The sequence below is a fragment of the Caballeronia sp. INDeC2 genome, from assembly GCF_023631325.1.
GTDB lineage: Bacteria > Pseudomonadota > Gammaproteobacteria > Burkholderiales > Burkholderiaceae > Caballeronia.
On the sequence record NZ_JALQDG010000049.1, the window covers coordinates 80,670 to 103,843 of the forward strand.

Below are 23,174 nucleotides of genomic sequence, written 5' to 3' on the forward strand. Positions count from 1 at the left end.
GAGGCTGCCGCGAAGCGCGGCGTCACCATGGGGTGGCTAACGTCGGTCGCGAATGGTGTCTTACCGCCATCCAAAATTTGCAGCATAGGGCGAATGGGACCGTGAAGTTTGTACGGCAAGTTGGCCGCCTGCGACGCTGTAGTTTTCCTGTTTCCCAGCAGCCCTCGCGATTGGTGGGAGCATCTCACACCGGGCGTCCGGGTGCCGCCCTTTCGCACTGGTCGCCGCGTCAAAACCCGGAGCTCTGGCTGTCGTGGCAGCACGGGACGGGCTGCCGAGCACGAAACCGCGGCACCCGCGGTTTGCGTCAGATTGGTTCTCCCGTGTGCCTTGCTACCATCACGCCAGGTGCTTGTGAGAGCCCGGCTGGACGCCTTGATCAGCGAGATGGACGACCTATAGGCCCAGGCGGGTGTGTCAAGTCGACACACAGTCGCTTTCTCGAAGAATTGCGCGCGACATGCGCATCGATTAGTCGGCTGGGTGCCTTAATAAATGAATTACAACGACATGCTGTCTGCTAAGAGAGCCTTTGCGACCGGCGACTGAGTGCTTGTGTCAATTTGACACACTTGTAGTCGGCACCCTCTCATTGGAAATTGTGCTTCAGCGAGCCTTAGCAGCACCCGCAACCATTAGATCCGCGGGGGTCGGGGAATCGATGGCAACCTCGGACTTGTGGGGAGCCGGACTGTTGCTTCCGTCGTTTGCTAGATCGCCCAACGCCGGCGAGGCTAGCTGCGTTCCGCGACCGCGCTCCCACCAAAACGTTCCGTCACTGACGAGACACGCATGAACAATGAATTGCGACGATCGAATAGAGGCCGATGTAGTTCAGCAGCGTGATCCAGTACTCGGGCACGGCGACCGGCCCGGGCAGAATCGGCGACCCGAAAACGATCACCAGAAAGATCCAGAAACACGCGCGGTTTTGGTCGCTGCGGCACCGACGGTAGCCAAACCGCATGAAAGAACTGCCGCTAAGGTGCGTCCGAGGTAAGCCGACAGACCGCGCGAATCGTCGGAACCCACCGGGACGAGCGCAGGTACGCAGTGCCTGACGCCTATCGAGACAGATCATCGAACGCAACCCCCGCAGCCTTGCTTCGAGAAAATCCGCAATTGGTCCGCTCGGACCCAACATAGGCAGCTCAAAAAAGCACGCCGCGCCTTTGACACCTCGTATGCCCGCGTCGGTTGCCAGGGTTGGTCGTGGTTCCCCGAAAAGCGCAAGTCGAGGAACGTACCCGGCCTTTGTCCGTGCGAGGACCGACCGCGCGGCAACTTCAGCCGATGAAGCCACCGTCTTCCGGCACGCCCCACCCCGATTGAGATGGGGACGGAAAGGTGACCCCGATGTCCGCTCGGCGCCGCCGCGGCCGTCGCCATTGTCGAGCAGCCTAGAGAGCACAAACAGCTGTCTCGCCGATCGTATGCAGACGGGCACCGTTTGGCGTCTTCAGGCGAGACAGGCGGGAAAGGGCGTGCCTAGAACATTCTCATGGGCCTTTCCGATTTTCGCCTAGCTGCCCGCCGCATTGCTTGAATCAACGACGGAAACGTCTCTTCTCAGCGCTACTCCGCGCGCGACCTCAAGCCTGATAAGTCGTGTTAGCGGGATAGGGCTGCGCACTCACCTGTGGACAGTCTGCCTGCCATGCATCATCACCCTTCCGCCGACACTACCGAGACACGGAGCCGAGGGCGCCTTTGCTCAGTTGCGTTACTAGCGATGGCCGATCAAGATAGCGTCCGGCGTTCGCGAGGGCGACGCCGTTCTCAACTTTTTAGGTCACACAAAAATGGCAACCGGTACGGTCAAGTGGTTCAAGGATGACAAGGGTTTTGGCTTCATCACGCCCGATGGCGGCGGTGAAGATGTGTTCGCGCACTTCTCGGAAATCCGCGCTGAGGGCTTCAAAACGCTCAAGGAAGGACAGAAGGTGACGTTCGACGAGAAGATGGGGCCGAAGGGCAAGCAGGCGGCGAACATCAAGCCGGCCTAACTCGTCGCGCCCCGGCGATCGCGCGGTTGTCGGGGCGTCGGCAGGGCAGACGCACGAAAGGCGTTCGACCGAAGCCAAAATAACAGCGAAGGCGAAGGGTTTAAAAAGTGAGAAACCCTCACTTTTTGTCCAGTCGTGAAACATATGTCGTCGTTTCAGAGTTCGCGCTATCTTATTGATTATTTGGTGTATACCTTCCAAAATATTGCTGTGAACGGTGAGCTGTTTCACGGTGTCGGGGCACCAACGCGCTTCGAACCTGCCTGCGACCTCGATCGTGATCATCGAACAGCGGAAAACTCGCGAATCGTATTAAACGACATATATTCTGTAGCATCTGATACCTCGGATGACGCATCGCCTTCGCGGCAAGCAATCATCGGCGCTCGCCTCATCCGCAAAGCGCAGCAATGGCGAAGTGCGGACCCTCAACGCGTGGCGTACTGGGCACTTCTCGTAAAACTTGACGGCGCGGCTACGACGAGTCCGCTGTCACCAGTGCGAACCGTCTCCTTCCCTCCCGCGCTGAGCGCCTCGCGTGTGAACGCGTTTGTCTCGCTTGAGGCGTTACCGTCGCAGCGGCAAAGCGCTCGGGCACGCCGACCTCGTCCCGCTGCATTCCGACCTTTCTACGCCCGCCGGCGAATTCCTGACGTGATGCGGTGGTCCAAACCGAAGTTCACGGATTGCCGCATGCGCCCTTGCGCCGACGACGTGTGCATTTCAGATTCAAAGCGATGGACGACGGCCGACCTGCTTCAAGTCGTCGCCGAACCGAGACAGGGAGACGAAAGATGCAGAACGGCAGTCCGCCGCGACGGCGCGTGACCTACGGAAAAGGGATTCAGACCAGCGGCTCAGGATGGTTCGGCCGATTATTCGCCATGCTTCTGAGCGTGATCGTGCTCGTGGCGGCCGCGATGCTGTCGATGGTGCTGCTCGCCGTACTGTTTGGCGTAGGCACGATCGTCTTCGGCTATTTCTGGTGGAAGACACGCGCGCTGCGTCGGCAGGGGCGAGGGTTTGGCGACGACGGCCGGGCCGTCCACGTTGAGGTCGTCCACCCGGACACGCCCGATGATGATTCCGCGAAACGCTGACGATCGCTTACCCGCGCGCGCCTGAAGTCATCCGCCTTGTTCCATCCGCGATGGATTGCCCTTCGGCCGTGGTCGAAGCGATGAGGCCTTGAAGCCACCTCATGCCGAACCTGTCATCGACCGTCACGGACGGCTGCCCGGTTTCGTGGCGCGCAGCGGGGATGTCCGCCCGCTGGTCGCGAAGCGTTCGAGTCTTTCGCATGCGCCAATATGAACATGCCGCGGCGCGAGCGCCAGTTGACGATCGGACTCACGCAGCACCGCCTCGAAAAGCGGGAGGTCTTCGGCATCGAGCATCCAGGCACGTCCGCTTTCGGCGCGTTCGAGAGTGCGCTCAATGGCGGCCTCGACCCGCGCGTAAATCATCAAGTCCGTGTCGCCAAAGCCAGCGTCCTGAACGTAGAAGCTGAGGTAGACGAGCTGAATCAGTTCGTTGAAAAGGTGCGCGGAGCCGGCGCCACTTCTGCAGGCGACGAAGCTCAGATGGTTCACCAGGGAGATTTCTCGCGCCGCGCACTCGGGCATCGGGAGCAACATGGCTTTCGTGCGTGGCTTTCGCGACGGTGCGCGAGATCCGAAATTCGGGCGGCGGCGAGACGGCATGGTGAAAAGGACATCGAGAGGAATTCCGCGTCATGCGGAAGTCAAAGCATCGTAACGGTCGCTCAAGGGCAGGTCTGTGGCCCTTGCCGCGCTGGCGCAGGAGGAACGAAAGATCGACCCGGTTAATTTGTGCGGTGCAGCAATTTGTGCTATGGTTTTAGGCAGTGCTCCCGTTGCACTGTGTCTTGATTGCGCCATTCATCCGGCCTGCTCGCGTAAGCGGGCCGCGTCCCCGCTCGTTGCGATACCCCAAAGTCGCGTCCGCCTTCAGCCCTTGAATGTTCGTGACGCGCCGGCCGTGATCCGTCAGCCGCCGATCTCGCCATCGCCGAGCACACCTGCCAAGGAGAATGCACGACAAGTTTTGATCGTGAGGTTTCCGGGTCTGCTACAACTTCACTCGTGTCAAAGGCCCCAGGCCGGCGTGGGCCGAAGGCCAAGGTTGCTGCATTGTTGCTGCCGATGGACACGGTGTCTTCAGCGGTACAGGACGAAGAGCGGCAGCGCCAGATGCGCGCGTTGATCCAGTTGGGCAAGACGCGCGGCTACCTGACTCACGCGGAAATCAACGATCACTTGCCGGACAACTTCGCGCAGACCGCTGCGATTGAAACCATTGTCAGCACCTTCAACGACATGGGCGTGGCGGTTTATGAGCAGACGCCGGATGCTGAGACGCTGCTCCTGAACGACACGACGCCGGCGGCGATGTCTGACGATCAGACTGACGAGGAAGCAGAAGTCACGCTCGCTACGGTGGATTCTGAGTTCGGCCGCACCACCGATCCCGTGCGGATGTACATGCGGGAAATGGGCGGGACGGAGTTGCTGACGCGCGCGGGCGAAGTTGAGATTGCGAAACGCATCGAAGACGGCCTTCACGAGATGATCCAGGCGATTGCGGCCTGTCCGGCCACTGTCTCCACGATTCTTTCAAGTGTGGAGCAAATTGAGGCGGGTGAACTGCGCATCGACGAATTGGTTGACGGTCTCAATGAAGACGCCGCCGCGGCCGAAGGGCTGGTCTCGGACTCATCTGATGCGGCTAAGCTCGACGCGGACGACGCCGAAAGCGACGATGGCGATGAGGGGGACGCCGATGAGGAGGGCGGTGAGACAGACGACGAACGCGGCGCGACGGAGCAAGGGGATTCGGCCAAGGCAAACGAAGCGCGTCTGAAACGGCTGACGAGTGAGAGCCTTGCCATCTTTGCACGCGTACGCGAGTTGATCGCTCAGCTTCCGCGCGCTGATGCGACGCAAGGCGCGGACGGGGTGGCCTTCGCACACGTATGTGAGGCGATGCAGCGCGAACTGGCGCCGATTCGCTTCACGGCGCGAACCATCGATCGGCTGTGCGCGCAGGTGCAGCAGCAGGTCGCGCAAGTGCGGGAAATCGAGCGCCGTGTTTTGCAGATTGCCGTCGACCGGTGCGGGATGCCGCGCGAGAAGTTTGTCGAGTCCTTTCCGGGGCATGAAACCGATCTTGGCTGGACCGGACGCATGGCCACGGCATCGAACAAGTATGGCGCCGCGCTCGAGCGCAGTCTGCCGGCAATTCAGGCCGAGCAGGAAAAGCTGATCGAGATCGAAGCCACCGCCGCTCTGCCGCTGCAACAACTGAAGAAAATTAACCGGCAGATGATGGCGGCCGAGTCGAAAATGAGGCAGGCAAAGGGTGAGATGATCGAAGCCAACCTGCGCCTGGTGATCTCCATCGCGAAGAAGTACGTGAACCGCGGCATGCATTTCCTGGATCTGATTCAGGAAGGCAATATCGGCCTGATGAAAGCCGTCGACAAATTCGAATATCGACGCGGCTGGAAGTTTTCCACCTACGCGACGTGGTGGGTACGCCAAGCGGTGACGCGTTCGCTTGCGGATCAGGCGCGCACGATTCGCGTGCCGGTGCATATGATCGAATCGATCAACAAGCTCAATCGGATTTCGCGCGAGATTCTGCAGCACACTGGGCAGGAGGCGCATCCTGCAGTGCTAGCGGAGCGTATGGAACTGACCGAAGAAAAGGTTCGCGGCATGTTGAAGGTGGCCAAGCAACCGGTGTCACTCGAGATGCCGGTGGGCGAGGACGGGGAAGCGACGCTTGGCGACATGATCGAGGATCCGAGGGTGGCTTCCCCCGCTGATGCGGCCGTGCATGCGAACCTGCGCGCCGCGATCGACGAGGCGCTCGATGCGTTGTCGCCGCGTGAAGCGAAGGTCCTACGGATGCGTTTCGGAATCGATACGCCGTCCGACTTCACGCTCGACGAGCTTGGCAAACAATTCGACGTGACGCGCGAACGGATCCGGCAGATCGAAAGCAAGGCGATGCGAAAACTGATGCACCCGAGTCGCGCAGACAAGCTCCGACCGTTTCTTGATCATTGAGTCACCGGCCGGCGCGTCGATACCCGATCAATGTGACATCTTGAACAGCGAGTCAGCGCGATGCGGCAAGCGGCGCGGGTCGGATGGGACAAGCACGCGCGCTTGCTGAATCGTCGCTCAAAAGAAGGCGGATGGGTCGGAGAGTTGAGGGCCGCGCACCAGGCGCGGCTTCTCCGCCCAATAGGGGATGACAACGGGCCCCGGCGTTACAGCAAGATCGCTTGCTGCAAAAGCTCCAGCGCTTTCAACTCGTCCAAACGACCCGTGCGTGCTTTGCCTGCAAGCGTCTTGAGCAAGGCTTCCGCAATCGGTTCGATACCATCAAGATTGTCCAGACTGGTCGCGGAAGTGGAGGAGAGCGACACGGCTTTTCCGTGGGTGAGGGCGGCGGCGGGCGGCGGCTCCATCGTTGTCAGTGACGCTGGCGGGAAATGGCGATCGCTTTCGTCAAGTGAGTGGCCACCCCGCTCGCTTGGAGCAGCACTGACCTGATCTAGCGGCTCGATGGCGATTGACGCTTTCTCTTCCGGAACGTTTTCCGACGCAGTTAAGCTTTGCGTATCGCCCAGGTCGTCCAGATGAGGGCCTTCCGAGCGCGCCTTTGCAGCGCGCTTCGTTGGTGCGTTGCTCTGAGCTGCGAGCGCCAGCGGCGCTTCTTGTTGAACGGATGTGCGGCCACGCGCAGCAGGAGTGAGCAAACGAGACACTGACTCAGGAATCTCGGCTTCGGAGCGCGGCTTGTCGAGCCAGCCGACTGGCAAGCCAAGGCGCTCTGTAAAGCGGCTTGCTTCGACATCGTCCATGCGCTTCTTGCCATGTAGCCGATGGGCCATGTTGGACCCGCTCAACACCATGACCACCCCAAGTCTTACTTTCGATCCGTTGCGCGTCGTGAGAACGTGAAGGTTCGCACGTCGAATGCTTTCGACATCGGCGCCGTCGCTCAAGGGCAGCGCGTGTTGCGGAGCCGATTTTTGCGATGCTTTGGATTGAGAAGGCGCACCCTTGAGGGCAGCACCCCGGCTTGTTTGCTTGGCCATCTCGCGCTCATTATTCTTGTGAGCCATGGGCGAGCCGCCCGCTGGTTTCTTTGGCATTTCGGCGTCCTCGGACGATCCAACTTCAAGAGAGGGTTGCTGGCCGACGTTGGCGGCTGTAGCAGGCTTACCGATGTCAGACTCTGCTTCCACCTCCTCGTCTGTTTGAACGAAGTCGAGCGGTGACTTCAAGCGAGCAATCGTCTCGGGTGTGAGTGCGGGATGCGGCTGATCAAAAAAGCCGTGCGGCAACCCCAGCGTGGTTTCCATGTGAAAGGCGGTCTCGGGCGTGAACCTCTCACCCTTCAAGAGTTCGGCCACGCGCGTCATGCTGGAATCCAGTCCTAACGCGATATTCTCGGCGCCCACCGCATCGATCAGAAACTGAAACGAACGCGTTTTGAAAATTGAGGCTGTCTGGGCAGAGTCTCGAGCAGGCGCCTTCGCGTGGGTCTGTCTCTGCCGATTGGGCGAGGATTGGCTTACATGGCGAGGCTGGCGCTGGCCGGTGTCTCGAGATCCCGCATATCGGCCGCGGGGTTGACTCATAGGGTAGGGCTCCCTGCAATCGTTGATATGCTGACTCCGAGATTATAGTCGAGGCGCTGTCAGTGTTTGATTACAGGCAAACGCAAACGTGCACCTCCTGAAGTCGCCAGCCGCGTGGTCGGCTGCGCTGCGGTTAGAGAAGGATCAATAGTTGGGAAACGGACCGCTCAAAGAATTCTTCAACGCCGCGGAATCTTTGATTCGAATGACTAACCAAATAAAGCGATCACCTGCACGCCAGTATGAATGACTGCGCCTGAGGTCGCACGGGAATCGGTACGACGCGAACAAGGTGGGACAGGTGTTTTCTGCGCAAGAACGGTATGCAAGCGGCATCCGCAACGGCAAGGGACCGACGGCCAATGCGCAGGATAACGTCGTTTCGAACAGCATGGTTGCGATCAGCTTTTCGGAGACTGGCCGGACCTTTATATCGCGGGACGCGGTTACGAGTCCCCGGCGAAGGAAATCATGCACCTCAAGAAGGGCGGCGACTAGGGTTGTCCGGAAACTACTAAGACGTAGTCGCGAGCCGTCTCGCTCTTGCACCGGAATACGACGGCGACGGAGGGAAGAAGATCGGCCTATCCGCGCAACGTTCAGCGACGGTGGTGGAGGCGGCACACCAACCCCGTCGTCGACGTCAGGGACGCAACTAATGGTCGTTCTCGCGATTTACCTTGAAGGTGAGAACGACCGACGCCTCGAGCGTTGCCGCGCCACTTGTCTTCGGGGAGGCTGTGGCCATTGGGCCTCCAAGAGATCTAATGTTACTGGTCAATAGTAAACAATTAGGTTAGCTAAATGAATTTTCTGCGTAGACGTCCCCATGCGACAAAAAGCCGACGCTGAAAACCTTCAGCGTCCGAGCATTGTCGGCGTTTCGAGCGAGCCAGAAATAGTCCTGATGTCGGTCGGCCTCGAGCACGGCGACATGAAGTCGAACGGCATCGCCCGTCCGGAACAACGCTGCGAGGCGAACTGCAGGCTTGCGGGCCGCTCCCAGCCCCTGAATGGTAGACAGCGCATCACTAAATCGCGGGCACGCTCGACCGACAACGAGCCGTGTACGGTCTGCTAAGTCCGATCAACAGTACTTTCGCTCGTGCTTCCATCGGTAGTGCCGCGGAACATCCGCAAAACGCTCCTGCTAGGTGACGAGAATCGCTTCCAAGGGAAGCAAGGCGCTCGCTGTCGCCTTCGCGCAGTTGTGGGCGGAAATCGAGCCGTTAGGAGAGTAGTAGTGTCTAAATAGCTGCGTATCTGAGCGCGGAACTTCGCCGACAGCTGGGACAATCCTGAATTCGGCGTATGTTGTGCTAAGCGAGGAAAATCTGTCGTCTACCAGCATGCGCGAGACTGCGAGTTCGTTGCACGTTTTGTTGCCAATCGTCCCCTGCACCGTCGCCGCATCAACTTGAGGGCAATCAAGTGCAACAGATTCTCCGGCTGAAGCTCGTTCGGAGATCGACAATTCTCAGAACGCGATCACCGTCGGCTGGAATTCGCCAAGATTGATTCGCTGGTCATAATCCCCGTATGAGCAGAGGTGAAGGATTGAACGGCAGCCAACGCCACGGCACTGGTCTTACGAAGAGCAACGTTTCACGATCCTGGTCGCAAAACAAGAAGAACCGACAAGAGAAGCTTGAGGAGGCCGTATCCCGTCATGCCGATTAGACACGCGCCGACAAGCGTAAAGCCAAGGCCTATGAACCGTTCGGTCATGAAGATTTTCATTGCCCACCTTCCTACGCTGGACGCGAGTACCAAGCTTAGTACCAAAACAGAAGTCGAGTTCCAAGGATCACTGGGTTCGCGACGATCGCAAGGCGGGCCGAGTTCATCGCAAGCCGTTGCGTACACGCTTTAAACGAGGGAGGTCGAGCCCAGTCATGCATGATGTAAATAGATGCATGAAACGCGGGCCGCAGCCGGCGCCTCTGGGTCTATCTCGACGAACTGGAATCGCTCGCGCGCCTGCCGACCTTAGGGGACGCGTTGACCAAAGGCCGCAAAAAGGGGCTGCGAGTCGTATCGGGCTACCAGACCTACACGCAACTGGTGGACGTCTATGGCGAAAATCTGGCGGAAACCATGCTCGGCAACCATCGCACGATGGTGGCGCTCGGCGTCGGCCGAATGGGTGAAAAACTGTCCCCGTTACACGACACACGCGGGCTGGACGCGACACCGTCGCCGCGCTTGGGTCCGGATCACATTGAGGCATTTCTGGCGACGCGCACGCAAATGCGCGACCGACCGGGGCTCAACGTTGAGTAGGCCCGCGCTGTCGCGCGGATCGTCGACACGACGAACCGCTTCATGGCCGTTCCTGGCTTCGCCGGCATGGGCAAGAGCTATATGACGCGATCGGCGAAAGCGTTGCTCGAAGAGCACGGCTACACCGTCACCGCGCTCGCCCCCTATGGCAGCTAGAAGAAGGCCCTTGAATCGGAGGGCATCGAAGCGCGCACGCTACAGTCGTTTCTCAAGGCGAAGAACAAGAAGCTCAACAGCAACTCGGTGGTTTTTATTGACGAAGCGGGGGTGATCCCGGCGCGTCAGATGCTCGACACCGATTCAGCGCTAGAAGGATCCACCGCTTCTAAAGGCGGTCGAACTGGCGGCGATTGGCAAGACCGCGGCATCGCTTGCGCACGTGACCCGTGTGCGGGAGGTCAAAGATTCGAGGGCGCGGTACGATCAGATCGTCCAGGCCTATGCGGGTTTGACGCCCGCGGATCGCGCGCAAACGCTCGTCATCATGGGCACGAATCAGAGCCGCAAGGAAATCAATGACGGGATTCAGCGAGCGTTGGGGCTGAAGGGTCACGGTCGGGAGTACACGCTGCTCGACCGGCTCGACACGGCGCAGGCCGAGCGGCGGCACAGCAAGCACTACGAGCAGGGTGCGGTCATCATCCCTGAGCGCGACTACAAGATCGGTTTGCTTCGTGGTGAGCAATGTACCGTGCTCGATACCGGTCCCGGCAACCGCCCCACGGTGAAGGGACTAAGCGATGCTGTCTTCACATTCTCGCCGGCGCAAACGACGCAGCTCTCGGTTTACAATCCATGACCGGATCGAGGTGCGGGGAGTGCCCAGCACCGGAAAGACGCTCAATCTTCAGAAGGCCATCCAGATGTATCGGCGCGGAGGGGATGACGCACGGTGCCTACGTCGGCCTCAAGCTTTACGGTAGATCACCTGTCGCTTTCCTCTTCTCTCTGGCCACAAACTCGTCGGCCTGAGCTCTGCACGTCGACCAGGTAGCGTTATGGAGGTGTCAACAGATGTTGAAACTCGCGACCGAGCCCCTGAGACACGGCACGCAACAGTGGCTCGAAGCCGAAGTGAAGCGGTATGTCGCTAGTGGCGACTACGACAGCAACTTCGCGGGCTGGCCAGGAGACAACTTCGTAGACGTAGCGCAAAACGCGACTCGACGCCTAAGGACGGCGCTCGTAGAGGAAACTATCCGGCGAGTAGACCGCATCCCGAGTCGGATGAAGATGCCTGAAAATTTGCACCTGTGGTCGCGAACCAAGCTTTCACCGATGGTCGATGGGCTGTTTTCCGCAGATCAACGCTCGATCGTGCTGAATACCCTCGCTAGCAGCATCGTGTTCCTCACGCCGCACAACATTGCGTCAGTGCTCGCAGACCAAAGGTGGCTGTCGACCGCGTGGGACCTTGCAAACCTCTACCTGACGAGTATGGGCGCACCGGTATTATCGCAGGACGCCTGCCACATCGTCGGACTGAGTGAAGAAACCATGTGCTTTGTCTCGATGTCCTATTTCGAGGAAGCCGACCCGTTCGCTGATTTCGTCGTGCACGAGGCGGCTCACGTCTTTCACAACTGCAAGCGAGCCACTGTCGGGTTGAACGAGAGCCGTCGCAAGGAGTACCTCCTTGATATCGATTACGCCAAACGCGAAACCTTTGCCTATGCGTGCGAGGCCTACAGCCGCATTACCTCGATGACTACCGGCGTCAGACAGAGAGAAGAAGCGCTCAAGCGGCATGCAAATGGTGCTCCGCCGCCGGACGACCGCGTCGACCACGACGAATACTTCGACATTCTTGGCGAAGCAGTGCGAGTCCGAAACGGGTGGCAGCGCATCCTAAAGCGGTGCGCTCCGGTCAAACATCGCCGACCAACGGAGCGTAGATGAGCACATGCTTCGATCGCCGGCGCAGCATGGTTTACGCGTGATGGCATCATCACGTAACGTAGCCGGGCCGAACCTCAGCGCGATCATTGGCTTTTCGCGTCCATCTTTCCAAGCGCCGGCGCAGGATCGAGTGTAGAAGCTGGTGCTCGCTCGCGACGTTAGTGTCCTGGACGGCTCTCTCGAAAAAAGCTCGCGCGCCGGAACTGAATCGCGCGAACGATTTCGGGCGAGATGAGGAACATCAATTCGAGCGATCGCGTTGACCGGGAGTCAGTTTGCCGGCACACCCGAGCAAGGGATGAGACAAGCCGCCGATGTCAGGTGGAATAAAGTCCCGTCGTTCCGTTATCCGACACCCAAATCGAGTTGGAGTCCGCAACGCCTCAGAGGAAATCGGAACTGGAAACTGATGCGGGCGCCTTGATGCCAGACAAGAAAAAGCGGATTACTATCAAGATCGTTTGTCTGATAGTTATTATTAGCAGTGAATGGTTTAATGGGTAAAATAGCCAATAAGTTGTTTTACATCTCTCTAGGATAGGGCGCCGGTATCATTTGGTCTATAATGAAGGTTCAAATGAACCAAGATCAATCCCTAACTATCTCAGAGGTGTCCCATGCTGCTGGTGTCGCCCGAACAGATTGCCGCGGTGATGGCGCTCACGCGCATCCCGCATTCGGTCGCCGAACTCGACGCACAGGTCCGCGACGGCCTGCCGAAGTCGGCTCTGAAGGAGGGCGTCGAACACGCGACGCGCAGTGCCGAGGAACGCCGCGCGCTGCTCGCGCGCATCGTGCCGGAAGCGACGTTTAAACGGCGCCGCGACAAGCTCAGTCCTGACGAGTCGGAAAAGACCGAACGGCTCGCGCGCATCGTCGCGACCGCCCGTTACGTGTGGGACGACGAGGCGGACGCGCGAGAATTCTTGAACACCGCGCATCCGCTGCTCGAAGGGCGTACGCCGGTCGACGTGGCCTTGAGCGAACTCGGGGCGCGGCGCGTTGAGGAACTGCTGTGGAAGCTGTTTTACGGGTTGCCCGCATGACGCTCTATATAGAGGGTGCCGCGGATCGCGTGAAAGCAAGGATTGGCAAGCCGGTTGAGGGGCGGGCCTGATGCGCATTTTCCGGATCGCCGACAGCCGCCATCCCGTCTGGAGCGGCACGGGGGCGATGCTGGTCGGTGGCCGCTTCAACAGCCCCGGGCGTCCCGTCATCTATGGGGCGCTGAACTTCGCCGGTGCGATGCTCGAGGTACTGGTGCATGCGCGGATCGGCAAGGTGCCCAAGCACCACGTCTGGGTCGAGGTCGAGGTCCCCGAGGACGTGTCGATCGAGCGCGTGGGGATCGACGATCTGCCACCCGGATGGGACGCGCCCGATGCGCAGGTCGCGCGCCGCTTGGGTGACCAATGGCTCGACGAGGCGAGGTCGGCCGTTCTCGTGGTGCCGTCGGTGGTGGCCCGGGCGGAATGCAATGCCGTGGTCAACCCGACGCATCCGGATGCCGCGCGTCTGGTCGTGTCGGCGCCGCAGTCGGTGGTGTGGGATCAGCGGCTGTTCGTGAGCGGACGAGACGCGTCACCCGCATAAGCTCACCGCTGTCCCCTGAAAAGACTCACCGTATCGGACACGTGTTGGAAGTCAATCGCTTCCTTTGACTAAAGACGAGAGTGCATCGCGATGGCCAATCAACCGCAACAGCTGACCTTGCCGCCGCCGCGCACCTACACGCGCACCGACTTCACCGCGCTGCGCGCCTTTGTGCAACGCCTGCCGGCGGCGACCATCGCGCGACTCTATTACGATCCCGAGCGTTCACCGCATGCGGCCAGTGCCGATGCGATGGAACGGTTTTTGGGCACGATGCGCGATGACCTCGTGCACCTCGCGTTGCTGCATGGCTCGTCGGTGCTGGCCGATCACCTGAAGGCGTCGATCAGGCACCATGGCAGCGCGAAGCTGACAGCCATGACCTTGCGCATGGTCGAGCAGGCGTCGACCCTGGCGGCCGCCGTCCCGCTCATGACGCATCCGGTGCACCTGTGGTTTCGGCCGCTGATCGCGCAGCGCTTAAGCGGGGAGGGGATCAGCACGCTCGGCGCGCTGGTCGACTATTGCAATGCGCGCGGTGGCAGCTGGTGGCGGTCGGTGCCGCGCATCGGCGCGCTGCGGGCCCGGACGATCGTCGCGTGGCTGCGGCGACATGAGACGACGCTCGGCGCGAAAATCGCGGCCGACGTCGACACGGCATCGTTGGTGCCAGCAAGCGCGAGCGAAAGTGAGAGCGACGGGCGGGTCGTTGTGGTCGGTGGCGATCCGAGCGAACCGCGGCTTGCGCCGTTTGAGCAGCTCGCCGTGCCGGCCGAGTTATCGGGTACGACGGGTTTAAATCGAGCAAGAAACTTTGCGTTCATTCGCGCCGAGCACGACCTCGCGGCGGTCCACGCGTACCTGCACCGTTATCGCGATCGACCGACGACCTTACGCGCCTACACGCGCGAACTCGAGCGGCTGATCCTATGGAGCGTGGTGGTGCGACGCAAGGCGTTGTCGTCGCTCACCGTCGAAGACTGCGAGGCGTACAAGGATTTTTTGAAGAATCCCTTGCCGTCGTTCACGGGACCGAAGCGGCCGCGCACGAGTGGAAGGTGGCGGCCGTTTTCGCCAGAGGGCTTATCCGCGGACAGTCAGGCGTATGCGGTGCGGGTGCTACGGGGCGCCTTTGCCTGGCTGGTCGAGGTGCGCTATCTGGCGGGCAATCCATGGAGCGCCGTCCACGAACCAGCGACTATTACGCGTGAGTTGGCGGTGCAGGTGCACCGGGCACTTCCGGCCAAACTATGGGCGCAGGTGCGTGCAGCGCTTGATGAGCGATGTGACCGCGCCTTCGCGTCCGAGGCCAATTTCCCCGGCGACGATGATTCGCGGCAATGGCGCGCTGCTCGCGCAGCGATTTTGTTGATGGGTGATTCCGGTCTGCGCCGTGCGGAAGCGGCTTCGGCGCGACGAGAAGATTTGCGTCCAGCCGAAGATCCGGACGACCGCCCAACAGCGGAACGCAGGAAATCTGCAGTCCGTGCACCGACGAGCAGCGCATCGGTCAATGACGCATCGACGACCAATGCGTCGACTGACACTTCGGCGCCGGCACAAAAAGCGTTACCGGATTCAAACTCCGGCGCCGCTCGAGTCACCCGCGCTGTTTGGACCCTGACCATCGTGGGTAAGCGTCGCAAGCAACGCACGGTGCCGGTCAGTCGCGCGACCGTCGCCGCGCTACGCGCGCACTGGCGGGACCGGGGTAACGACTTCGACGCCGCTGGCGCGCAGGGGCCCTTGATCGCGCCGACCTGGATTCCGGGCACGCCTGCGGCGATCGAACGGCACGATGCGCGTTCTGACCAATCCAACGAACAGGGTAGGGCACAAGCGATGCCCTATACAGTCGACGCCTTGGGCCGGATCGTTCGCATGGCGATGCAGCGACTGAGTGTGCAGACCGCGGCGTTGGCCGACTTCAGCGCGGAGGACTTGGTGCAGCTGGCCAACACTTCGTCTCACGCTTTTAGGCACACATTCGGGACGCGGGCCGTCGCGCGTGAGATGCCGACTGACGTCGTGCAGTCGATCCTGGGACACGCGTCGTTGCAGACGACCTCGATCTACGTGCGGGCTGAACGACGCCGCATGCTCGACGCCGCGGCGCGCTACTACGCCGACGATGAGGCATAGGGAGCACTCTCGCTCGAGTGCGCAAGGGAGTTCGACGCGTGAGGGTCCGCTTATTCGTAAAGCGTGCGAACTCGGGTCTCGCTGTGGATGACACTTCTTTGTGGCAGCGCACGGCCGCGCCTGTCTCCTGATGAGCGCGGTCTCTCCAGCCTACCGGGCAACCGGGTTCTCGACCGATCGTTGGGCACGCCGGGACTGCGTCTCGGTACCTTGCACCATTTGTCAGACCCTCAAAAAAGGGGTGCCTTCGCAGGCACCCCAAGAGGTCATCTCCAAGTCGACCGAGGGCTCCGAAAACTTAATCGGCTTCGACGAGCCATCCACTCACACTCGGCACAGCCCTTCGTCGAAAGATGAGCAGTCGATGTCTGCGCGCCTGTTGGCATCGGAGACCTGGTCAGCGGCACGTGTCGTGGCATGCCAATGCAACGGCTTCGAGAGCCAAATTTTTTTCGGCCTTGGGTCACGCTCGGATCCGCGCCTCCCCGGGACATCGTTCTAGGTGTGCGTATCCTACAAGCCACGCTGGGTCAAGCGCGGTTCGTAGTCGGTTCGGTGCGCCACCACCGCCCAGGCGATGCGCGCGAGGTGGTTCGCCAACGCGCAGGCAGCGACGCTCGGATGGCGCCGCCTCGCCAAAGCCCGCGCCCAGTCGCCCAGTCCGTCGGCATGCGTGCCGGGTCGCGCTATGATGAGGTGGGCACACAGAATCAGCAGGGTCCGCACGTGCTTCTCGCCTCGCTTGGTAATACCTAGGCGTCGGGTGGTTCCGCCCGAACCGTGCTCGCGTGGTGTCAAGCCAATCGACGCGGCGAACTGGCGACCGTTCGCGAACTGCTGGCCCTCGCCCAGTTCACAGAGCAGCGCACAAGCTGTCACAGGGCCGATCCCGGGAATTGTCAGCAGCCGCCTGCCCGCTTCCTCCTTTCTGAGTCGAGCGAGCATGTCTCGTTCGATCGTCGCGATGTCCGTTGTTTTCATCCGATACTGCACCGCGAGCTGTTCGAGAAGCGGCGAGATCGCCGGTGGCAACCGCTGCTGCTCGATCAGCGCGGCGAGGCTGCGCCAGAGGCCCGCGCCGCGCGGCATTGCAAAGCCGAATTCGAGCAGAAATGCGTGGACCTGGTTGGCAGTTCGGCCGCGGTCGGTGACCAGCGATTGCCGGACGCGTTGCAGCGCCGACAGGACTTGTTGCGCCTCGCTCTTTGGCGCGACAAAGCGCATCGACGGTCGGGTGGCTGCCTCGCATACCGCTTCCGCGTCGTTTATATCGGACTTACAACTCTTGAGAAACGGGCGGACAAATTGCGGCGCGACCAGCCTTGGAGTGTGCCCAAACGCCTGCAACTGCCGAGCCAGAAAATGCGAGCCAGCGCACGCCTCCATGGCAATACAGCACGGCGCCGCGGACGCGAAATAGTCAAGGAAATGCGCCCGCGACATCCGCTTTCGCGCGAGCACATGGCCGTCTCCATCCTGCCAGTGAACCTGGAAAACGAACTTGCCGATGTCGACGCCGACCCACCGAATCTTGTCCATTCGAGCCTCCAGCCGCACAGGCAGACTTCACCATTCTAGGTGCCACAGACACGTTGTCCACCCGCGTGCGCTCGAGGGGTGGTCCGACACGATGTAAAAGATACCGGCAGCGCGGCCTAAAGTTTGTCCTGCCAGGCCCGATAACCACAAGTAGGCGGCCGGCTATCACCGAGCGCAGGACCGCCAAGGCAACACTCGGTGCCAAAGCCAAAGCCAGACAAAGTCTCCCAGGAGAGCAAAAAATGATCGGTATCAATAGCAATATCAACTCGCTGGTTGCCCAGCAGAACCTCAACAGCACGCAGAGCGCGCTGTCGTCGGCGATCACCCGCCTCTCGTCGGGCAAGCGCATCAACAGCGCTGCTGACGATGCAGCCGGCCAGGCGATCGCTTCGCGCATGACGTCGCAGATCAACGGTTTGAATCAGGGCGTGTCGAACGCGAACGACGGCGTGTCGATGACGCAGACGGCGTCGAGCGGCCTGAACCAGATCACCGACAACCTTCAGCGTATCCGCCAGCTGGCTGTGCAGTCGGCGACGGGCTCGCTCTCGGCCGACGACCAGGCCGCGCTGCAGAAGGAAGTTTCGCAGCGTATCGCTGAAGTGAACCGTATCGCTTCGCAAACCACGTACAACGGCACGAACGTGCTCGACGGTTCTGCTGGCAACGTGTCGTTCCAGGTTGGCGCGAACGTCGGCCAGACGATCAGCGTCGATCTGAGCCACAGCGTTTCGGCAGCGAACCTCGGCACGGGTACCGTGGCGAAGGGTTCGGTGCTCGGCACGATGACGGGTCTGTCGCTCGACGCGAAGACCGGCAACGCCGCAGCTGCAGGCTCGACGGCTACCCTGACGTCGATCAACGTTCTCGCTGACGGCAAGGGCGGCTTCACGTTCACCGACCAGAACAACCAGGCTCTGTCGAGCGCGGCTGTTTCGAACCTGTTCGGCGGCGACGCCGCAGTGAAGGGCACGGGAACGGCGCTGACGCTTAAACCGCAAGGCGCCCTGACCAACGGCGCGAGCGCGGCTCAGACGAGCTCGATCGCTGCAATCCAGTCGGCCAACGCCAAGACGACCGCAGGCGGTTTCGCGGTGAGCGGCACGGAACTGGCTACCATCACTACGACCGGAAACACCGCCCTGAAGTTGGATCTGAGCGGCGAAGGCGGTAGCGCGGGCACCGACATCACCTCCATCAAGGTACTGGCGGACGGCAACGGTGGCTATACCTTCAAGGCGCTCAACGGCACTACCGACGTCACCAAGAATGTTACGGCAAGCGGCGGCCTGGCATCGCTCTTCTCCACGAGCGAAGGTTCGGGTACGACGCCCGGTTCGCTGTCACTGTCCTCGGCTGGTGCGGCCGCCCTTGGCGGGGATGCAACAGGCGCCGGCACGCAGATCACGTCGGCTGTTTCGAAGAGCTACGTCGCTCCCACCTACCCGGCCGGCAGCAGCTTCGCGAAGTCGGGCACGCCGCTGACGACGATCACCCTGGCGACCGCGATTGACCCGGCAGACCTTACGTCGACGACCGGCGGCTCGATCAAGAAGATCGCGATCACGGCCAACGGCAGCGGCGGCTACAACTTTGCTGCGCTGGACGCCAGCGATAACGCGGTCACCGTGACCGACGCGACGAATACGCTCGCCGACCTGTTCAAAATCGGTAGCGCGAGCGGCACGCCGGGTAGCGATCCGCTCACGGCCGCGTCGATCTCTCTCACGGGCGCAGCAGTCGGCACGGTGGGCTCGGACGCTAACGCGACCGCCATCTCGTCGGCCCTGAGCGACGTTCAGAGCAAGAGCGCCACTCAAGCCACCAAGCTCGGCACGGTTTCGGTGAATCTGAACTCATCCGGCAACGCGGCGAACGTGGGGGACCCGGTTGCCTACACGTCGGTGAACGTGTACGCCGACGGCAACGGCGGCTATGCCTTCCGTGCGGTGGACTCCAGTGGTAACGAAAACGCGACGGCTTCAATCAACGCGAACGCAGCTAATCTGTTTTCGGTCGACACCGCAACTTCGGGCGACAACGCCAAGACGATTTCTGGCGCAGGCGTCCTGGCCGCAAACCCGAACGTCGCGGCAGCATCCGACGGCCTGAAGGCAGTCACGAGCAACAACGTGCCGCCGAAGGTTTCGGACATCGACATCAGCACGACGGCTGGTGCAAACCAGGCGATCGAAGCCGTCGACAACGCGCTGAACGCCGTCAACACGATTCAGGCTTCGCTCGGCGCTGCGCAAAACCGCTTCACGTCGATCGCGTCGACGCAGACCCAACAGGCCACGAACCTGTCGTCGGCTCAGTCGCAAATCACCGACGCGAACTTCGCGCAGGAAACCGCGAACCTGTCGAAGGCTCAGGTGCTGCAACAAGCTGGTATCTCGGTGCTGGCTCAAGCGAACTCGATGCCGCAGCAAGTTCTGAAGCTCCTCGGCTAAGCATCACGGCCGACGCTGTAACCGGCGCGCGTTATCAGTACAATGCGCGCCGGGTGTAATAAAACATCGCAGTAGAAGCACAAGCAGTCAGCGCACCGGGAGCTCGTCTCCCTGTGCGCGTTTTCGGGAGATGACGACTCCCGCCCCATTCCCGAACGATCGCGACCAGTAACGACCGGAGCACACATGACCACCGTAGCCACGACAACGGGTTCCACTGTCGATCCGACGAGCGCCGTCCAGCAGGCCGCGCAGTCGATCATCAGCGGTTCCACGAACTCGACGATGGACGTGAACTCGCTCGTCAGCGCGATCGTCAACGCGAAGGTCGCAGGACAGACCGACGCGCTCAACAACAAGAAAACGGCCGACAACACGCAGCTCACCGCGATCGGCACGTTGAAGTCGATTCTTTCGCTGCTGCAAAGCTCGCTCACGAATCTCGCGAACGGCACGACGCTCTCGCAGTTCACCGCCACCGCCGACGGCAAGGGCCTCGCCGCCACCGCTGCCAGCGGCGCGGTCGCGGGTAGCTATTCGGTGAACGTGCAGAACATCGCGACGTCGCAGTCGATCACGTCAGGCGCGTTCAAGTCGACCGACACGCTCGGCACCGGCTCGATGACGCTCAACGTCAACGGCAAGACCAGCACGATCAAGATCGACAGCAGCGACAACACGCTCTCGGGCATAGCCTCGGCGATCAACTCGGCGTCCGACAACCCGGGCGTCACGGCGACCATCGTCAACGGCACGGACGGCGCGCACCTCGTGCTGCGCTCCTCGTCGACGGGTCTGTCCAACGGCATCAACATCACGGTCGACGCCGACGACAGCACCTCGTCGCTCAACAAGCTCGCGGTCGCGACCACGACGGCAGCCGCGACCACCAAGACCGACCCGAACGATTCGACCAAGACCATCAACGTTCCTGCCCAGACGACCATCAGCAGCACGGGCGGCTGGACGCAGAGCACGGCCGGCCAGGACGCGAACCTGACGGTCGCGGGCACGGCGGTGACGAGTTCGAGCAATTCGGTAAAGGACGCGATCACCGGCGTGACGATGTCGCTCACCTCGGACGCGGTCGGCACGACGCAGAACCTCACCATCGGCCAGGACGTCACCGGCCAGAAGACGACCATCGAAGCGTTCGTCACGGCGTACAACAACTTCATCAGCACGGCAGCCTCGCTGACGTCGTTCGACTCGACCCAGGCAGCCGGCTCGCAAGGCGGCGCGCTGCTCGGCGACTCGATGATGAACTCGATCAAGAACACGATCTCGAGCACGATCAGCAAGGCGATCGGTTCGGGCACGAATCAGGTCAATCTCGCGTCGATCGGCATTTCGCTGCAGCCGGACGGCTCGCTGCAGACCGACGAAGACAAGCTCACCAGCGCGCTGACCAATAGCTCCGGCACGGTCGCCGCGTTGTTCAACTCGACCAACGGCGTCGCGGCGCAGCTGAACAACAGCCTGACCTCGTTCCTGCAGACGGGCGGCGTGATCGACTCGCGCACGACCGCGCTCAACAACGATCTGTCGAACATCGCGGATCAGCAGACGCAACTCACCGCCTATACGCAGCAGTTGACGACCTCGTACAACTCGCAGTTCACGGCGCTGAACACGCTGATGTCGTCGATGGCGACGCAGACCAGCTATCTGACGGCGCTCTTCGGCGGCAGCAACAGCGCCGGCGCGATGTCCGACAACAAGAAGTAAGCGAAGGAATCGACGGAACCATGAACCAGCAGGAACTGATTCAGAACGCCTGGACGCTGACCGAGGCGATCGAAGCCGCAGTCGGCAAGGAAGACTGGGCGCAAGCCGCCGAGCTCGACGAAGCGCGCGCGCCGCTCGTGATGTCCCTGCAGGCAGACCAGCCGGCGGACGCGCTGATCGTCATCCGCAAGATTCAGGCGAGCATGGACGCCGTCGCTGCCCGCGCGCGCGACGCGCAGACGGCCCTTTCGGCAACGTATCGCCGCTCGATGGATGGCGCGAAAGCCGCCAGCCAATATCATCAGGCCGCACGGCTCTAAAGTTTTTCCTTATCAGGCCGATAAGAAACTTAGACACACAGCAGAATGAAGTCGCTCCTGTACTCTCGTTGAGAGGTCACAAAGTGTAGGCCCATCGCCTCTACTGTTGAGGTACGTTAATTGTGCTAATAGGTACGCTAATTTTGCTAATACCGCCAAGCGAGCCTCGATCTGGCGATGGCACGTCGATACTTGCTGACGAGCGATAGCAGACTCGTCATATTTCGAGCCCGTTTCGGAAGTGCTACCGGAATTCGGTCCAACAACGTCCCGTGTTCCTCGCACACTACGGTTCCTGGATCGAGCCACCGGCTTTTCCAGCGTGGCGCGAAGACATCGGCTGGATTAACTGTCAGGCAAACAAAACAGTACGGGAGTTTCGAGCGGGCCTTCAGCCAGTCAGGTCGCGTTTGAATCTGCGTGAGACTATCAACGTCCAAACGAGCGAGCGTGGCAAGGACGTTGAGCGTGCTGGCAGGTAGGGGAGGGAATAAGATCCATCCGGCATTCGTCAACGGTGGAAATGGTCCAAGGTGATTGATCTCCCACGCCTGAATGACGCTCAACTGGTAGCGGCTGGCGACGCGCCCGAACCAACTCCCGAAGGCCTCATCGCCGAACGGGCGAGGCGCTACCGGCCAAGGACGCAGACTAATGGACGGCAAGGTAAGTTACCTGCTCGAGATGATGCAGATTGATCGATTCATTGCCGTCACGAATCGCCAGTTCTGCGGCGCCGTTCAAGATCCGCGACACTTCGCCGGTGAGTCCCTCGCTGGCAGCCAGGACGTATTGCACGATCTCGCGTCGCGCAAGATCAGACGGGCGACGTAGCGGTAATATGCGTTCGAACGCCGACAGCAGCCGACGAAAGGCATCGCTTTCGCGCCAGCGGGGAATCTCGAACGGTGTGAATCGGCTCACCATTTGCGTATCGCTCTGCAGGGCGATTACCGCGTCGTCGGTACCCACGAGAACGATGCTGGCACGAAGGTCGTTGGCGAGGAACTTGAGCAGATTCAAAGCGGCGCGTTGCTCGCGGTACGTGCCCGCCAGAAGATGGTGTACTTCGTCGACGATCAACATGCTCGGCGTCATTCTCCTCAGCAGGTCTCGTGCAAGTCTCTCCAACACCGCGAGACTTGCTGCAGCGTTGTGCGGCGCGCCGAGCTCAAAGAGCAATGCTGAGTAGAAGCGGTGCTGATCGGGTGTCGGCGGCATCTGCATCGAAATGATTGGGCGCACTTCAACGCCGCGTCGCTCGTCGAACTCATCGGGATGCTCGCGCCGGAACTTGGCGATTATTTGTGTTTTGCCGATATTGGAGTCGCCATGCAGGAGAAGGCATGGCATTCGCTCTCGCCGTGGCGTCGCAAGCAGCTTCCGGAGCTGGTCCAACGCCTGAGTCGCACGCGGATAATCTATCCACCGATCGCGCAGCAAAGACTGAATTCGCGTTCCATCTTCGAGCTGAGCCTGTGGCCGGACCGCCGGTAGTAAGTGTCCGAGCTGTGTATTCCTCATATCG

The 23,174-nt window shown here is 61.0% G+C and carries 17 protein-coding genes and 3 pseudogenes; 14 read left to right on the forward strand and 6 right to left on the reverse strand.

The window, feature by feature from the left end:
- Positions 1–775 precede the first annotated feature (775 nt).
- Positions 776–904 carry a hypothetical protein gene (locus tag NCS28_RS33290; RefSeq protein WP_284506405.1) on the reverse strand — a complete coding sequence of 43 codons (129 nt, stop codon included), beginning with the start codon at positions 902–904 and terminating at the stop codon, positions 776–778.
- A gap of 898 nt (positions 905–1,802) precedes the next feature.
- Between NCS28_RS33290 and NCS28_RS31585 the strand changes: the two genes are divergently transcribed.
- Entirely contained in the window at positions 1,803–2,006 is a 204-nt protein-coding gene (locus NCS28_RS31585) for a cold-shock protein (protein WP_250517710.1), read from the forward strand.
- A 794-nt stretch (positions 2,007–2,800) separates the two neighbouring features.
- Entirely contained in the window at positions 2,801–3,106 is a 306-nt protein-coding gene (locus NCS28_RS31590) for a hypothetical protein (RefSeq protein ID WP_250517711.1), read from the forward strand.
- Between the two features lie 123 nt (positions 3,107–3,229).
- Here the strand turns inward: NCS28_RS31590 and NCS28_RS31595 are convergent, their stop codons facing one another.
- Positions 3,230–3,643, reverse strand: coding sequence for a hypothetical protein (locus NCS28_RS31595; protein WP_250517712.1), 414 nt, complete (start codon positions 3,641–3,643; stop codon positions 3,230–3,232).
- Positions 3,644–4,171: 528 nt separating this feature from the next.
- On the opposite strand from NCS28_RS31595, the gene rpoD reads away from it, so the two are divergent.
- Positions 4,172–6,100 carry an RNA polymerase sigma factor RpoD gene (gene rpoD, locus NCS28_RS31600; RefSeq protein ID WP_250517812.1) on the forward strand — a complete coding sequence of 643 codons (1,929 nt, stop codon included), beginning with the start codon at positions 4,172–4,174 and terminating at the stop codon, positions 6,098–6,100.
- A 206-nt stretch (positions 6,101–6,306) separates the two neighbouring features.
- Here rpoD and NCS28_RS31605 read toward each other — a convergent pair whose 3' ends face one another.
- The gene (locus NCS28_RS31605) at positions 6,307–7,686 is read right to left on the reverse strand and encodes a hypothetical protein (protein WP_250517713.1); all 1,380 of its coding nucleotides are present in this window, start codon (positions 7,684–7,686) and stop codon (positions 6,307–6,309) included.
- A gap of 1,941 nt (positions 7,687–9,627) precedes the next feature.
- Between NCS28_RS31605 and NCS28_RS31610 the strand changes: the two are divergent.
- The 7 genes and pseudogenes from NCS28_RS31610 to NCS28_RS31640 form a co-directional block, all read left to right on the forward strand.
- Positions 9,628–9,969 (forward strand): annotated as a pseudogene (locus NCS28_RS31610) (type IV secretory system conjugative DNA transfer family protein); the annotation flags it as partial.
- Between the two features lie 15 nt (positions 9,970–9,984).
- A pseudogene (locus NCS28_RS31615) lies at positions 9,985–10,125 on the forward strand (AAA family ATPase); the annotation flags it as partial.
- 223 nt (positions 10,126–10,348) lie between these two features.
- Positions 10,349–10,768 carry a hypothetical protein gene (locus NCS28_RS31620; RefSeq protein ID WP_250517715.1) on the forward strand — a complete coding sequence of 140 codons (420 nt, stop codon included), beginning with the start codon at positions 10,349–10,351 and terminating at the stop codon, positions 10,766–10,768.
- A 215-nt stretch (positions 10,769–10,983) separates the two neighbouring features.
- Positions 10,984–11,868, forward strand: a complete 885-nt coding sequence (locus tag NCS28_RS31625; protein WP_250517716.1) for a hypothetical protein — start codon at positions 10,984–10,986, stop codon at positions 11,866–11,868.
- Between the two features lie 617 nt (positions 11,869–12,485).
- Entirely contained in the window at positions 12,486–12,914 is a 429-nt protein-coding gene (locus tag NCS28_RS31630; RefSeq protein WP_250517717.1) for an Xre family toxin-antitoxin system antitoxin, read from the forward strand.
- A gap of 70 nt (positions 12,915–12,984) precedes the next feature.
- On the forward strand, positions 12,985–13,461 hold the full coding sequence (locus NCS28_RS31635) for an RES family NAD+ phosphorylase (RefSeq protein ID WP_250517718.1): 477 nt from the start codon (positions 12,985–12,987) through the stop codon (positions 13,459–13,461).
- Positions 13,462–13,551: 90 nt separating this feature from the next.
- On the forward strand, positions 13,552–15,603 hold the full coding sequence (locus NCS28_RS31640) for a site-specific integrase (protein ID WP_250517719.1): 2,052 nt from the start codon (positions 13,552–13,554) through the stop codon (positions 15,601–15,603).
- A gap of 513 nt (positions 15,604–16,116) precedes the next feature.
- Here the strand turns inward: NCS28_RS31640 and NCS28_RS31645 are convergent.
- Entirely contained in the window at positions 16,117–17,142 is a 1,026-nt protein-coding gene (locus NCS28_RS31645) for an IS110 family RNA-guided transposase (protein ID WP_250517720.1), read from the reverse strand.
- 242 nt (positions 17,143–17,384) lie between these two features.
- Here NCS28_RS31645 and NCS28_RS33455 point away from each other — a divergent pair.
- The 4 genes and pseudogenes from NCS28_RS33455 to fliT all read left to right on the forward strand — a co-directional run.
- Positions 17,385–18,146 (forward strand): annotated as a pseudogene (locus NCS28_RS33455) (flagellin N-terminal helical domain-containing protein); the annotation flags it as partial.
- 6 nt (positions 18,147–18,152) lie between these two features.
- Positions 18,153–19,598 carry a flagellin gene (locus NCS28_RS33460; RefSeq protein ID WP_502801266.1) on the forward strand — a complete coding sequence of 482 codons (1,446 nt, stop codon included), beginning with the start codon at positions 18,153–18,155 and terminating at the stop codon, positions 19,596–19,598.
- A gap of 186 nt (positions 19,599–19,784) precedes the next feature.
- Positions 19,785–21,326 carry a flagellar filament capping protein FliD gene (gene fliD / locus NCS28_RS31655; RefSeq protein WP_250517722.1) on the forward strand — a complete coding sequence of 514 codons (1,542 nt, stop codon included), beginning with the start codon at positions 19,785–19,787 and terminating at the stop codon, positions 21,324–21,326.
- 20 nt (positions 21,327–21,346) lie between these two features.
- On the forward strand, positions 21,347–21,646 hold the full coding sequence (gene fliT / locus NCS28_RS31660) for a flagellar protein FliT (RefSeq protein WP_250517723.1): 300 nt from the start codon (positions 21,347–21,349) through the stop codon (positions 21,644–21,646).
- 146 nt (positions 21,647–21,792) lie between these two features.
- On the opposite strand, the gene NCS28_RS31665 is transcribed toward fliT, so the two are convergent.
- Complete coding sequence (locus NCS28_RS31665; RefSeq protein ID WP_250517724.1) at positions 21,793–22,311, reverse strand: TniQ family protein; 519 nt, start codon at positions 22,309–22,311, stop codon at positions 21,793–21,795.
- A complete protein-coding gene (locus NCS28_RS31670; RefSeq protein WP_250517725.1) occupies positions 22,298–23,170 on the reverse strand; it encodes a TniB family NTP-binding protein in 873 nt (290 codons plus the stop codon). Before NCS28_RS31670 ends, NCS28_RS31665 begins: the two co-directional genes overlap by 14 nt.
- Positions 23,171–23,174: the final 4 nt, after the last annotated feature.

Excerpts from the sequence above, each read along its gene's own strand:
- NCS28_RS31585 (WP_250517710.1), top strand. The coding sequence starts at position 1,803 with ATGGCAACCGGTACGGTCAAGTGGTTCAAGGATGACAAGGGTTTTGGC.
- NCS28_RS31590 (WP_250517711.1), top strand. The coding sequence starts at position 2,801 with ATGCAGAACGGCAGTCCGCCGCGACGGCGCGTGACCTACGGAAAAGGG.
- NCS28_RS31595 (WP_250517712.1), bottom strand. The coding sequence starts at position 3,643 with ATGTTGCTCCCGATGCCCGAGTGCGCGGCGCGAGAAATCTCCCTGGTG.
- NCS28_RS31605 (WP_250517713.1), bottom strand. The coding sequence starts at position 7,686 with ATGAGTCAACCCCGCGGCCGATATGCGGGATCTCGAGACACCGGCCAG.
- NCS28_RS31645 (WP_250517720.1), bottom strand. The coding sequence starts at position 17,142 with ATGGACAAGATTCGGTGGGTCGGCGTCGACATCGGCAAGTTCGTTTTC.
- NCS28_RS31625 (WP_250517716.1), top strand. The coding sequence starts at position 10,984 with ATGTTGAAACTCGCGACCGAGCCCCTGAGACACGGCACGCAACAGTGG.
- NCS28_RS31630 (WP_250517717.1), top strand. The coding sequence starts at position 12,486 with ATGCTGCTGGTGTCGCCCGAACAGATTGCCGCGGTGATGGCGCTCACG.
- NCS28_RS31640 (WP_250517719.1), top strand. The coding sequence starts at position 13,552 with ATGGCCAATCAACCGCAACAGCTGACCTTGCCGCCGCCGCGCACCTAC.
- rpoD (WP_250517812.1), top strand. The coding sequence starts at position 4,172 with ATGGACACGGTGTCTTCAGCGGTACAGGACGAAGAGCGGCAGCGCCAG.
- NCS28_RS31670 (WP_250517725.1), bottom strand. The coding sequence starts at position 23,170 with ATGAGGAATACACAGCTCGGACACTTACTACCGGCGGTCCGGCCACAG.
- fliT (WP_250517723.1), top strand. The coding sequence starts at position 21,347 with ATGAACCAGCAGGAACTGATTCAGAACGCCTGGACGCTGACCGAGGCG.
- fliD (WP_250517722.1), top strand. The coding sequence starts at position 19,785 with ATGACCACCGTAGCCACGACAACGGGTTCCACTGTCGATCCGACGAGC.
- NCS28_RS31635 (WP_250517718.1), top strand. The coding sequence starts at position 12,985 with ATGCGCATTTTCCGGATCGCCGACAGCCGCCATCCCGTCTGGAGCGGC.